The organism is Dinghuibacter silviterrae (assembly GCF_004366355.1).
In the GTDB taxonomy this organism is placed as follows: domain Bacteria; phylum Bacteroidota; class Bacteroidia; order Chitinophagales; family Chitinophagaceae; genus Dinghuibacter; species Dinghuibacter silviterrae.
Genome location: NZ_SODV01000001.1, coordinates 2,624,708 through 2,638,819 on the forward strand (window position 1 = coordinate 2,624,708; position 14,112 = coordinate 2,638,819).

General features: G+C 57.4%; 7 protein-coding genes. 5 read left to right on the plus strand and 2 right to left on the minus strand.

Annotated features, from left to right (window positions below; genetic code table 11):
• The first annotated feature begins 76 nt into the window (after window positions 1-76).
• Both EDB95_RS11540 and EDB95_RS11545 read left to right on the plus strand, forming a co-directional pair.
• Complete coding sequence (locus EDB95_RS11540; RefSeq protein WP_133993723.1) at window positions 77-1,150, plus strand: AAA family ATPase; 1,074 nt, start codon at window positions 77-79, stop codon at window positions 1,148-1,150.
• Between the two features lie 10 nt (window positions 1,151-1,160).
• A complete protein-coding gene (locus tag EDB95_RS11545; protein ID WP_133993725.1) occupies window positions 1,161-2,558 on the plus strand; it encodes an RtcB family protein in 1,398 nt (465 codons plus the stop codon).
• 94 nt (window positions 2,559-2,652) lie between these two features.
• Here the strand turns inward: EDB95_RS11545 and EDB95_RS11550 are convergent, their stop codons facing one another.
• The gene (locus EDB95_RS11550; protein ID WP_162852558.1) at window positions 2,653-5,073 is read right to left on the minus strand and encodes an ABC transporter permease; all 2,421 of its coding nucleotides are present in this window, start codon (window positions 5,071-5,073) and stop codon (window positions 2,653-2,655) included.
• A 282-nt stretch (window positions 5,074-5,355) separates the two neighbouring features.
• On the opposite strand from EDB95_RS11550, the gene EDB95_RS11555 reads away from it, so the two are divergent.
• The 3 genes from EDB95_RS11555 (at window position 5,356) to EDB95_RS11565 (ending at window position 11,665) form a co-directional block, all read left to right on the plus strand.
• Window positions 5,356-8,088, plus strand: coding sequence for a TonB-dependent receptor (locus EDB95_RS11555; RefSeq protein ID WP_133993729.1), 2,733 nt, complete (start codon window positions 5,356-5,358; stop codon window positions 8,086-8,088).
• A gap of 14 nt (window positions 8,089-8,102) precedes the next feature.
• Window positions 8,103-9,266 carry a right-handed parallel beta-helix repeat-containing protein gene (locus EDB95_RS11560; RefSeq protein WP_133993731.1) on the plus strand — a complete coding sequence of 388 codons (1,164 nt, stop codon included), beginning with the start codon at window positions 8,103-8,105 and terminating at the stop codon, window positions 9,264-9,266.
• A 122-nt stretch (window positions 9,267-9,388) separates the two neighbouring features.
• Window positions 9,389-11,665 carry a glycoside hydrolase family 3 N-terminal domain-containing protein gene (locus EDB95_RS11565; RefSeq protein ID WP_162852559.1) on the plus strand — a complete coding sequence of 759 codons (2,277 nt, stop codon included), beginning with the start codon at window positions 9,389-9,391 and terminating at the stop codon, window positions 11,663-11,665.
• Here the strand turns inward: EDB95_RS11565 and EDB95_RS11570 are convergent.
• On the minus strand, window positions 11,662-14,043 hold the full coding sequence (locus tag EDB95_RS11570; protein ID WP_133993735.1) for a bifunctional YncE family protein/alkaline phosphatase family protein: 2,382 nt from the start codon (window positions 14,041-14,043) through the stop codon (window positions 11,662-11,664). The genes EDB95_RS11565 and EDB95_RS11570 overlap by 4 nt on opposite strands.
• Between the last annotated feature and the right edge of the window lie 69 nt (window positions 14,044-14,112).

Sequence of the window (14,112 nt, forward strand, 5' to 3'; positions counted from 1 at the left end):
GCAATAGCCTGCGGGGTTTTTTATTGGCCATACGCGCCCCCTTTAGCTCCGCAGGTTCACTTTCAAAACAAGAAAAATGAACAACACAGCTACAGGCAAGGCCACTGGCGCGCCTTATGTTTTCGACAACTGGTTCGTGGACGAGCGAAGAGTATATTATTCCTATTTCGATACCATACCCAGTATATGTGATATCTACCAGCTAAAGGGAGAAAAACTATACCAGGCGATCCGGGAAGAATTTCCCCACCTTTTATTGCACGAGTTTCAGTATCGCGATTACGTGCACAAAGGGAAAAAACTTGACTTCGGGAAGACGTTGCTGGTCTTTGCAAACCGGTGCGTATTGGTTTGCGGTGAGACCTATTGCAACATACTTCACGATGGAGGGCAGCCCGAATTTATGGACAAGGTCATGGCGCTCGCCCATGTCCATAAGGGGAGGACTCAAAGGAAGCCCCTGGAGATCAATCTCATCAGCCAAGGCCGTAGTGGTTTCGAGCTGAAAGGCATGGAGGTCAAAAGGACAAAACTGGACGTCGACCTTTTTTACGAGGATGACTTCAAGGAAGTGGATGAGCTCATCCGCAAAAGGCTGAACCGGAAAAAAGACAAGGGGATTGTCTTGTTACATGGATTGCCCGGTACCGGGAAGACATCGTACCTGAGATACCTTGTCGGAAAGATCCGGAAACCGGTCCTTTTCTTATCCCCTACGATCGCAGCCAACCTGATGGACCCTGGATTTATCGACCTGTTGGTCGACAACCCGGACTCGGTTGTCATCATCGAGGACGCGGAGAACATCATCATGGACCGGAAAGCGAACCAAAGTTCCGCGGTGTCGAACCTTTTGAACATTTCCGACGGTCTTTTATCGGACTTCCTGAATGTGCAACTCATCTGCACGTTTAACAGTGAGTTGACCTGGATCGACGCGGCGTTGCTTCGCAAAGGACGGCTGATCGCGCAATATGAATTTGGCCGGCTGGGTGTCGCAAAGGCGCAACGGTTGAGCGACCACCTGGGTTTCGGGCGGACGATCACAAAGCCCATGACGCTTGCGGAGATCGGGCAGCCGCACGATACACCGCGCAAAGAAAAAAACAACATTATCACCGGCTTCCGAAGGGAAGCCATAGAGAACTAAAACAACACTTATGGCAAAGCTGCAGATCAGAGGAAAAGATCTACGAAAGATCGGCTATCCCGAGACCCCCGTGGTTAGCGTAGCAATAGGGGTTATGGAACAGTATTATAAACGGCACTCCCTGGAAGCCGCCCTCCAAATCCTAAAGGACATCATGCTCACCCCGGCGGATTACCTGGAGGACCCCGTGCTGGGAAAAGTTGCCAAGGCCTTTCTCCCCGAAAAGGAAGAAGGCGTGGAATATTCCCTGAACAGGGACGGCGTCCCCTTTTCGATCTTTGGCGCGGGCGATATCGGGGAAGGCGCGCTTCACCAGATGTACCTCGCGGCCAAGCTGCCGGTGGCGGTGGCGGGCGCACTCATGCCCGACGCACACTCCGGTTACGGGTTGCCGATAGGAGGCGTGCTGGCGACGGACAATGCCGTCATCCCGTACGGGGTGGGGGTGGACATCGGTTGCCGGATGTGTCTGAGCGTTTTTGACATCCCGGCAGGGGACCTGGACAGGAAGGAATCCTTATTCACCAGGGAACTGGAGGCGGCGACCCTTTTTGGAAGCGGCGCCCAGTTCAAGGAGGCGGAAGACCATCCCATCATGGACCGGAAAACCTTCCAGGAGATACGGCTGTTGCGGTCCCTCCATGCGAGGGCGTGGAAGCAACTGGGGACCAGCGGGAGCGGGAACCATTTTGTGGAGTTCGGGTGGGTGGAGGTAAACCAATGGGACCCGGTGTTAAAACTGGACCCGGGATGTTATGTCGGGCTGTTGAGCCATTCAGGCTCCCGGAGCCTGGGCGCCAACATCGCCAACTATTATACCCGGCTGGCGCGGTCGAAAAGACGGCTGCCGCAGGAAGTAAACCACCTCGCCTGGCTGAGCCTGGACGAAGAAGAAGGGATGGAATACTGGACGGCCATGAACCTGGCGGGGGACTATGCCAGCGCCTGTCACGAGGTCATCCATACCCGGATTGCGTCGAGCCTGGGCCGGAAGCCGATGCGCACGGTGGAGAACCACCACAACTTCGCCTGGAGGGAAATCCACGAAGGCAAAGCGGTGATCGTGCATCGCAAGGGGGCGACCCCCGCGGGCAAGGACGTCCTGGGGATCATCCCCGGTTCCATGACGGCTCCCGGGTTTATCGTCAAGGGGCGGGGCGTGCCGGCCTCGATCAGCTCCGCGGCCCATGGCGCGGGTCGCCGGATGAGCCGGTCACAAGCCATGGCCTCCATCAGCGAGCACGCCTTTAAAGAGGAGCTCGCCAAAAGCGGGGTGCGCCTGATCGGCGGCGGCCTGGACGAAGCGCCCTTTGCCTATAAGGACATCGAGACCGTGATGCGGGCCCAGCAGGGGCTCGTCGACGTGGTGGGGACGTTCCGGCCGCGGATCGTGCGGATGGATGGATAGGGGCCCGCGAGGGCGCACACGAAAAAGGGCCGCCCTACAGGCGGCCTTTTTTGCGCTGTCCCGCGGCGCAGCCGAGGCGGCCGTTCCACGGCCGCTATTCGGTTTTTAGACTATCCGCCGGATTCCGCCCAGCGGCCTTGATCGCCTGATACCCTACGGTCACGACAATCGCCGCCAGCGTGGCACCCCCCGCCAGCACAAACGTCCACACACTCACGGTGGTCCGGTAGGCGAAGCCCTCCAGCCAGCGGTGCATGCCCCACCAGGCGAGGGGGAAGGCGATCAGGAAGGACAGGGCGATGAGCAAAAGGAAGTCCCGGGTGAGCAACCCGACGATATGGTGCATGCCCGCACCCAGCACCTTGCGGATGCTCATTTCCTTGGTGCGTTGTTCGGCGGCAAAGGTGACCAGGCCGAAAAGACCAAGGCAGGCCACGAAAACGGCCAGGAGGGTGAAGATGGTAAAAATCGTGCCCATCCGCGTCTCGGCGGTGTACAGGTGATCGTAGTCTTCATCCATAAAGGAAAAGTCAAAGGAAGCGTGGTTCTGCATAGCCATGGCAAGATATAGCGTACGCACCCGGTCGATCAAAGAAGAAACACCCGTCGTTGAAAACCGGATCGCAGTGACCATGCCGCCATCGTCATACCCCAGGGTCATGACTATGGGTGGGGTTTTCTGGCGGAGCGAGCCGGAGTTGAAGTCTTTGACGACGCCGATGATCCGGTAGAACGGAACCGTATGAGGGTCCTTGTACAGTTTTTCTCCAAGGGGGTTTTTGTACCCCAGCATCGCGGCCGTGGTTTCGTTGATCAGCACGGCGCCGGAGTCGGTGGATAAAGAAGGGGAAAAGGCCCTGCCCCGCGCCATGGTCATTCCCATGGCACGGATGTAGTCTGCATCCACAAACCAGTGTTCGGGGCCCAGGGCCTTGGTTTTGGCCGCATCCTGGAAAAAGAGGTCCGCCTGCGTCTGGTTGCTCGTAGGGAAAGAATTGGCGATGGTAACAGCGGTGACCCCGGGGAGTTGTAGCACGGCCGCCTTGAAAGCGATGACGTGTTCACCGAGCGCGTTCGTGTTTTTGATCAGCAGCACCTGCTCCCGGTCATACCCCAGGCGTTTGTTGCGGATATAGTTGAGTTGACGGTAAATGACGAGGGTGCCGATGATTAGCGCGATGGCGATGGTGAACTGGAAAACCACCAGCACATTGCGCAGCCGGCTGCCCTTGAAACCCTTGGCCAGCCGCCCCTTGAGGACCTGTATGGGTTGAAAGGCGGAAAGGAAAAAGGCCGGGTAACTGCCCGCCAGGAGTCCCACGAACAAGGCGCCCAGGGCCACCCAGGCGGCCAGCCGGGGCCAGGGTATGGCGGTAAAGCTTAGCTGTTGCCCCGTCAGCTCATTAAAGAAGGGCAGGAGCAGGTAAGCCATAAGAAGTGCCAGCAGCGTGGCGGCCAGGCTGAACAACACCGACTCGGTAAGGAATTGAAAAACGAGGTCGCCGCGGTGGGATCCTAATACTTTTCTTACGCCTACTTCCCGGCTGCGACCCGCGGACCGTGCGGTCGACAGGTTCATGAAGTTGACGCAGGCGAGCAGAAGGATAAGAGCGGCGATGAGTCCAAAGATGCGTACATACGTGGCGCTTCCCGAGGGTTCGGCTTCACGGGCGAGTTCCGAATAGAGGTGGATGCGCGTCAGGGGGATCAGCTCATACCGGTAAAAATCCCCCTTCTTTGCCATCTCCGCGAAGGTCGTGCTCATCTGTTGCCGGAGGATGGGTTCCGCGTACCGGGTCGTCGCCAGGGCGATGTCCCGCTCGATGACTTGTGGGGTTACACCCGGCTTTGCCAGGAGATACGTGACATAGTCATTGTTGACCCAGTTCACCTCCCTGCTGTCCGATTCCCCGCAAAGAGAACGGATAAGGTCGAAGTGGAGGTGGGACAACAGGGGCATGTCCTCCATCACGCCGGTGACCGTGTAGGGCGTGGTGTCCCCGATCTCCAGCGTTTGACCCACCACACCCGTCGCCCGGCCAAAATACTTGAGCGCCGTCGTGCGGTTCAGCACCACCGTATGCGGTTGGGTAAGCGCCGTACGGGGATCGCCTTCGAGCAACGGGAGCGTAAAGACGCCAAACAAAGAAGAATCCGCAGCAATGGTGCGGGGCTCCGTCGTCAGGACGTTGCCTTTGCGCACGACCACCCGGCCCTCATCATGAAAACGGACAAAAGCCTTTACGGAAGAAAAATCCCGCACGATCGCAGGACCCAGGTCTGCCGGGGACAAACGCTCGTTTAGGTTTTCCCCCGAGATCCGGAAATGGGCGTTGACGCGATAGATGTCGGCGGCATTCTTATTGTAGCGATCATAACTCAACTCGCTGGCTACAAACATCGTGATCAGCAAACAGGTGGCGAGACCGACGGTGAGCCCCAGCAGGTTCAGTGCTGAAAAGGCTTTTTGTTTTCGACAATTTCTCAGGGCGGTCTTACAATAGTTGAGCAGCATATACGCGGGTTTGTCCAACCACATCTAAAACAACGCCAAGCTTATAATATATTGATGTATAATATTTTATGGAAAAGAAAGTGCCTGCATCTGTATCGGATCCGAACACCCCGCTGTTTCGGGTACGAACGCAAATCTGGAGAATTTGAAGAAGCTGGAGGAAGACTGAAGCCCAGGTTAAAAAACCGATAAGAGATGTTTATAGAATCATTAAAACAAACTGAAGGCTCGTTATTGCGGTATCCCACGGAATAGTTTTGCGGCATAAACCTATTCCGACTTATGTCTCTTAAGGGCATCACCCTCATCACCATTTCCCTGCTTATCTCCCAACTCGCTTTGTCTCAAACGGCCACCATCAAAGGTTCTATCTATGATGGCGTGTCCAAGGACGCGGTGTCGGGAGCCCTGATCACCATCGGCAAGATCAACGTCAGGAAACTGGCGGACGAGCGGGGTGCTTTCGAAATCAAAAACGTTCCCCCCGGAGAATACGACATCGTCATCGAAAGCGTTGGCTATTTGACGATTACCCGGCATTATAGTGTGAAAGCGGGAGAGGTCGTTCGTGTATATGAAGGCCTTGCCGTGGACACCAAGAACCTCGGGGAAGTAAAAGTCATCGGCAATTTCAACCGGGAAGAAGAAGCGGGTGTCCGCAACCGGGAGCGGGTGGCGGGCAATATCACCAATATGATCTCGTCCCAGGCGATGGTCCGCTCCCCGGACATCAACGCGGCCAACGTGTTGCAACGCATGAGCGGGATCACGGTCCAGCGGTCCAGCGGGGGCGACGAAGCCTACGCGGTTATCCGCGGGATGGAGCCCCGGTATAACAATACCTTGCTCAACGGGATCAAGATCGCCAGCCCGGATTCAAAAAACAGGTTTGTCCAGTTGGACATCATCCCTTCCGACATCCTGTCCGCGATCGAAATCAGCAAATCGCTGTTACCGGATATGGAAGGCGACGCTATCGGCGGGACCGTCAACTTAGTCGTCAAGGACGCGCCTCAAAAAACCAGCTTTAAGGCCATCGGCAGCATCGGCTACAGCCAGCTCTATTTCGATCAGCGGTACGTCACCTTTGGCAAGTCGGACATCCAAGCGCACAGCCCTATCCAACGGAACCCGCCCGGCTATGTAACCCAACCCGGCGATTTCTCCAGGTCGAACCTTTCTTTCTCTCAAGAGCAGGCGCCCCCGACGGGCACCCTGGGCTTCTCTTTCACCCACCGGTTTTTTCACAATAAGGTCGGTCTTGTCCTGGCGGACAACTTTCAAAACCAGTACTACGGCAACATCAGCACCCGGGCGACCGTGTCGCCCATCGACATGATGACGTCCGACTCTTTGTATGTGACCAACCTCACCAACTATAACGGGTTCACGCAACAGCTGAACAACGGCGTGGTGGCGCACGTCGACTACGAGTTTAACCAGCATCACCGGATCAGCGTCGACAACTTTTATCTCTACAGCTACCTGGCCGCCTCTCGCTTTAGCATGGACACGACCCTGGTGGGTACAGGGCGCGTCGGCCCCGGCACCGGTCAGGTTTTTGTGGACAGTGTGTCGGAGACCCAGCACATGCACGTCGAAAACCTGAAGATTTCCGGTGTTCACGAGTTAACCCACCGGTTCACCCTGAACTGGGCCGCCGTACGCCAGGAAGCAGCCAGCCGTTTCCCGGACCAGGCCGACGTGACGACGCTTTTCCTGATCAACCCCAATTATACCAAGAACCCCAGCACCCTGGACGCCATCACCCGGAACTGGCAACGGAACGACGACCATGAATTCACCGGTTTGTTAAACCTCATATACAAACTCCGGAAGTGGGAAATAAAGGCCGGCGGGTTATACAATACGAAGACGAGGTACAACAGCGAGGACGATTATACCCTACAGCCGACGACCACCAATTCCGCCGGTGGCACGGGCGGGCGGCCCGTATGGACAGGCATTTATAATGCCCAATACGACGTGTTCAACACAGCGGGTACCAATGTGTACAACCCGCAAAACTATAAAGTGACAGAAACCATTTTTGCGGAATACGCCATGGCGCAATACCGCTCCACCCGCTGGGAAGGAGGCGGTGGCGTCCGGGTGGAAAATACCGATAATGAATGGGCCGACAGGGTACGTAGCCCGACCCAACCCAGCGCGGGCAGCCAGATATACCAGGATGTGCTCCCCAGTGCCTACCTGAAATACAAGTTTGCCTATAACAAAAATCTGCACCTGTCCTATTTCAAATCCATTTCGAGACCCAATTATTACGAGATCGTCGATGCCATTACGCCGGGGATTGACTTTTTTACGCAGGGGAATTCCTACCTGCAACACTCTGTGGCCAACAACCTCGACCTCCGGTTTGAATGGTACCCCAAAGAAGAGGAGCAATTGTTTGCGGGCGTTTTTTACAAGGTGATCGACAACCCCATCGAAACCCAGTTGCAGTCCGCAAGCGGGGGAATAGAGACCTATACGCTGACCAACCCGGGTACTGCGCACAACTATGGTGCGGAGGTGGCCTTTACCAAGTTCTGGGGCAAATTCGGGATCACCGGGAACTACACGTATACCCATTCCGAGGTGACCGCCTCCCAGTTGCTGTATTACAAGGCCAACCACGATCCCAACCTGAAACAGCTGGATTCGTTGCATGTCCAGGTCAAGCGGCCCCTGCAAGGGCAAACGGACCACATTGCCAACGTATCCCTTTTGTATAAGGACAACCGGCACGGCTTTTTTGCCCAGCTCGCCTACGAGTACCAGGGCAACACCCTGGCGAAGACCTATATCTATTACAACTCGGATTACTATCAGAAGCCTATGAATATGCTTGCTTTTTCCCTGGAAAAAGACATCAACAAACACTTTACGGTATTTGGCAAATTCAACAACCTGCTGAATACGCCCAACAAACAGTACGTGACGAGCTATATCCTGGCGACGAGCGATATATATAAAGCGACTTATAGCATAGGCTTACGATACGCACATTAAACCCAATCTCGAATATGAAACATGCATTATTGACCGTTACGGCCGGCGCTGCTTTGGTGTTCACGGCTTGTACCAAAAGCAAAAGTACCGTGAGCACCGGACCCGTCCTGCCTGCGGAAGCCATTACGACCACCACCCTGAACGGGGGGAACGTAAAGGGGGTCATGTTGACCGATTCGACCTATACGGTGAACGGTGACCTGACCGTATTGAAAGGGGATACCCTGAAAGTGCAACCCGGCGCGACCATCATCATCCCGGGCAACCACGCCTTTTATATCCAGGGGGTCATCGACGTGGAAGGTACCCAGCAACAACCCGCTGTTTTCACCTCTCCTCTCCAACAGCCCGGCCAATGGGGCGGTTTCCAGTGCGACAGCGCCAAGGCCGTTACCTTTAAATGGGCCAAGATCCTTTGGGCCGGTGGTCCGGACTCCACCGGCAGCACCCGTCAGACCATCTCCGTTTCTTCCCCGATCAACGTAGACGTGGAAGACTGCTGGCTGATCGGTGGCCAGGACAACGGTGTCGGTGTCTATGGCGCTGCCACGGTGACCATCCTCCGCAACACCATCGAGGGTGAAGGGACCAACGACGGGGAAGGCATCGACTTCCACGCCGGCGTCACCGGGACCGTTGCCTACAACTGTATCTGGGGTGGTGCCGGAAGCGGTATCAAAATCTTCACCAGCTCTACGGTTCAGATCCCGCAAACGGTCTGTACGGTATACAACAACACCTGCGTGTTCAACGGTTTCCGCAGGGGCTTTAACGAACCCGGCCGCGGCATCCTGGTGGACGCCTTCTCCGCAGGGCTCTACTACAACAACCTGCTGGTGGACAACTACTATGGCCTGGACATCACCGCTTCCGCCGACTACGCGCACACCAAGTACGGGAACAACTTCTTTTACACGACGATCGACTCCTGCCGCAAGTACTTTTACCCCGCGGGCTCCCAGGGTGTCGTTCAGACCAGCGACATCGTGTCCACCGGTACCGGCGTGAACGATCCCATGTTTGTCAACTATTCCCTGATCAACGACACGACGAGGGTTATGCCTTCTTCCTTCGACTTCCACCTGAAGGCAGGCTCTCCCTGCATCGGGAAGGGGAACACCACCTATAACGCCGACATCGGTGCGTATACGTCCGACGGGCAAGGGAATAAACACTAGTAAGCAGGCAAATGCTTTATCTTAGGGGGAGGACAAATTGTCCTCCCTTTTTTTTATGCCTGCGCAGCGTCCGGCGTAGCAGTCCGTTAGACATTAAATATGTTGCCGTGTATAGAATCGGAATGCTTCTGTTATGGGCCGGGTCATGCCTGCCGGTCCACGCCCAGTCTTATAAAGATCCCTCCCTGCCGGTCGGTCAGCGGGTGAAAGACCTCTTGTCCCGGATGACGGTGGAGGAAAAGGTGGCCCAGTTGCGCAGCACCTGGTCCGCCCATCCCCGGATCAACGAGGCCCTTTTGAACAATCCGAGGGTCATGGACTCCCTGTTTGGCCAGGGGATCGGGATGATCAACCCCGATTTTGACAATACCCCCGAACAAACCGTTCGTTTCCGCAACGCGATCAACACCTACCTGAGGACCAAGACCCGGCTGGGTATCCCCGCCATCTTCCTGGACGAAGCCCACCATGGGTTGCTGGCCTTAAGGACAGATGTTTTCCCCACCAGTATCGGCCTGGGCTGTTCCTGGGACACCTTGCTGGTCCAACGCGTCTATGACTATGTCGGGCGGCAGGTGGCCGGCCGGGGCGCCAATATGGTCCTGGCGCCCGTGGTGGACGTGACCCGGGATCCCCGCTGGGGAAGAGTAGGGGAGACCTTTGGGGAAGACCCCTACCTCTGCGGCCTCATGGGGAGCGCGGTGGTCCGGGGTTTCCAGGGCAGCAGCGACGGATCCATCGCGCCCGGTCATGTCGCCACCACCCTAAAACATTTCACCGGGCACGGGCAACCGGAAGGCGGTGTCAACCAGGGCCCGGCCGATTATCCGGTCCGGGTGCTGAGGACCTTCCACATGGAGCCTTTCCGGTTGGCGATCGGCAGGGCGCACCCCGCAGGCATCATGGCCGCATACGTGGAGGTCGACGGTGTGCCCTGTCATGCCAATTCCTGGCTGCTCAAAGACGTGCTCCGGAAAGAATGGGGTTTTGGGGGCGTGGTGGTCTCGGATTGGTGGGGGATCGATCAGTTGTACCAAAAACACCTCGTCGCCCCGGACAGACCGGAGGCGGCGCGCATGGCCTTCGAAGGCGGCGTGACCGTTGATTTGCCGATGGGGACCAATTACGCCCGTCTGGCGGGTGTTGCCCCACAGGATCTTGACGAAGCGGTGGGATATGTATTGGCATTGAAATTCAAGCTGGGTTTGTTCGACCATTCCATCACCCTCTCTATGGACGACGTGAACGCAGCCATCGGCCGCCCCGAGGGCAGCGCCCTGGCGCTCAAGGCCGCGGAAGAGTCCATGGTGCTCCTGAAAAACGACAACGGCCTTCTGCCCCTGGCATCGGGCCGGTACAAAAAGATCGCCGTCATCGGCCCCTGTGCCGCGACCAACTATACCGGGGATTATTCCGGGGCACCCGCGCACAACGTCTCCTTACTGGACGGTATCCGGCACCGTTATGGCCAGGTTTCTTATGCCAAAGGCGTCGACCTGAGCCTAAACGGCGACACCCTTAGCCTGAACAACTTCCAGTACATCGATACCCTGGTGCTCCCCAGCCACGAGCATAATTACGCCATGATCGATTCCGCGGTAGCCGTAGCCCGGGAGGCCGACCTCGTGATCTGCGCGGTTGGCGAAAACGAACAGTTCACCAGGGAAGCCGAGGAGCCCCACCACTACGGGGACGCCTCCACCCTCGGCCTGCCGTCCGACCAGGATTCTTTGGTCAGAGCCCTGGAGGCCACCGGGAAACCTGTTGTCCTGTACCTGGCCCACGGCAGACCGCGGTCCATCGGTGCCATCGCTGCCGGGGCCGGTGCGGTGCTGGACGGCTGGTTCACCGGGGAAGAGGCCGGGGACGCTGCCGCCGCCATTCTTTTCGGGGACGTCAACCCCAGCGGGAAGCTGACCATCAGCATCCCCCGGAGTGTCGGCCAGCTTCCCGTTTACTACAACCACAAACCCAGCGCCCAATTCATGCCTTATGTGACGGAGTCCAACAAACCGCTTTATCCCTTCGGGTATGGGTTGAGTTATACGACGTTTCGCTATTCGGCGCCCCGCCTTTCTTCGGCGGCCATGTCGCGGAACGGCTCCGTCCAGGTCAGTGTAGACGTCACCAATGCGGGTGCCGTGCCGGGGGACGAGGTGGTCCAGCTCTATATTCACCAAAAGGTGAGCAGCGTGACCCGCCCGGTCCGGGAACTCAAGGATTTTTCCCGGATCCACCTGGAGCCCGGGCAAACGCAAACCGTCACCTTCACGGTCGACGCCACCAAGCTCGCCTACTGGAACAAGGACATGCATTATGCTGTCGATGCGGGGGCCTTTCAGATTATGGTCGGCGCGTCTTCCGTTGACTGGAAGGAGGTGGACTTACGGGTGGATTAGTCGTTGTCTTTAGCTACCAGCACAAAGGCGCTCCGCTTCGGCGCCGGCATGGACCCTTGCTCCCCCTTCACGGACTTCCAGATCACTTCGTTGAGGAGTCCGTCCGGTACCGCGTCGGCCCGCGTCAGGTCAAACCCCTCGGACAGCATCGCAGACGCCGTGCGCGCGGCATTCCGCGCGTTGATGTCCGTGAGCGCCGGCCGGAAGGTATAGGCTGTCGTATCAGGGGTAGCCGTAAAGCAACCATACATGGGCGTCGCCGCCGCGTCGTACTGGCTCATGGGCGGGAGGCCGACGATAAGCTCCATCGTCCGGAGCATCGCCGCGGTGGAGTACAACGTGTGGTTGACCGTATGCCTGCGGATATAAGGACTGATCACATACGCCACAGACCGGTGGGCATCCACATGGTCCGGTCCGTCCTGTGCGTCGTCTTCGAGGACAAAGATGGCTGCGTGCGCCCAAATAGGACTATGCGATATATGGTCCACCAGTTGCCCCAGGGCGAGGTCGTTGTCCGCCACGTGGGCCATCGGTGTATAAGCCCCCTTATACATCCCGCTCGTATGGTCGTTGGGCAGGTAGATCGTGTTGAAGTGGGGAACAGTGCCCGCCTGTACCAGGCTGTCAAAGTCGTGTTCAAAGATTTTTTCCCGGTAGATGTCTTGTATGTCCAGGTTCCAGCCCGGGTAGGCCTTACAATAGTGCGCCGGTTCTTTGAGCACCGGCAGGGTGGGGGGACCGTTGTCCTCAAACTCTCCATAGTTGCGGAAGGAAACCCCCGCCCGGGCGCAGTAGTCCCAGATAAATCCGTTGGTAGGGTTTGCCGCGGGCCGGCTCCCGTCGAAGTCGTAATGACCGCCCCGGCCGCTGTAGTTCGTCGGCCAGTTCTTCTCCACAAAGTCCGTGGCATATCCCGCCATCGACCAGTTGTGCCCGTCCGCGCTGACCTCCGCGTTCACATAAAAGTTGTCCAGCAGGACAAAGTCCTCCGAGAGTGCGTGGGCATTGGGGGTGACGGTTCTGCCGAACAAGCAAAGACTGGTATCCCCGTTGCCCTGGGGGAGGTCGCCGAGGACCTGGTCGTAGGTGCGGTTTTCCTTGAGGATATAAAAGACGTATTTGATCGGCGTCGTGTCTTTTGCGCTCCGCGGAACCGGGTTACCGGCTTCCCCATCGGCTTGGGCTTCTATGGCCTTATTGTAAGGCGTGTTGGCATACACCTGTTGTGTATATGCTGTCATCTGATCCGGCGTGGGCCAGGGGATAAAGGACACCGCGCCCGTAAACATGCTCCCGATGTATTGCGTCTCGTGGTGAGACGTTTTATATGATTGCACATGCCCATACGGCCCGTGCGCATCCGGATCGGCCATGGAGGTCAGCCCTTTGCCGTCGGTCACCAGCAGCCCGCCCTTCCACGTCCGTACGCAGGTCGGATACCAGCCCACCGGTATAAAACCCAGAGAACGGCTGTGTCCAGGTTCCGACACGTCAAAGACCGCCAGGTAGTTGTTGTCCGCGTTGGCGACATATAAGGTTTTGCCCTCGATGGCCACGCTGTTGGTCGTGGACCCGGTTGGCGCGTCGGGGGCTATGGCTGTGTTCAGCGTCTCGACCGCTTTCCGCGCTTTTGTATCGATGACGCTCACCGAATTCGCGTTGGCGTTGGCCACGTAGAGCCAGGCGCCGTCCTTGCTAAGCGCCATGTCGTTGGGGTGGTCTTCCGTTTCCACCGAGTCTGTGAGGATGCCTGCCTTCGTGTCGTAGATCCAGACCTTTTTCCCACCCCAGGCGCTGATGTAGAGTTCGTTTTTGTGCGGGTTGAGCAGACAGGTATACGCTTCGGCGCTTAACGCGATCCGCTTTAGTGTTTGCAGTTTTTCCGCGTCACATACATACAATGCATCGTCCTCTTTGGTGACGACATAAAGCATTTGCCCATCCACCGCCAGCCCGGTCGGGCTGATCATCGTCCTACGCGGGCCCAGCGTCAGGGTATCTTGTTTTTTTAGGTCCTGGGTATAGCGGATGACAATGTTGTCGTTGCCTCCGGAGGCGAAGAGGTACTTCTTCGAGTAGGCTAATCCCAGCCAGGCTTTGCCGATCGTTACCGTATTGATGACCTTCCGGCTTTTGAGATCCAGCAGGTCGATGCACTGCCGCCCGTTCCCGTTGTCGGTCACCGCGGCGTGCACCCCGTCCGGGGCCACAGCCAGGTTCAGCGGCAGGTCGCTGCTCAGGGGCGTAGCCGTCCCCGCGGGACTCAGGTACCAGCCGGTGGGGAGCAGGGTGCGGGGGCCGGCGGGGCCGGGGGTTTGGGCGGTGGCCGTAGCGGCGGCGGTTGTGGCAAGGAGGAGGAAGAGCCTGATTTTCATGCCAGAAAGGTAACGAAGTCACGAGAATGGCCATCTAAAGTTATCATTAACTCGACGTGAATTACCCTA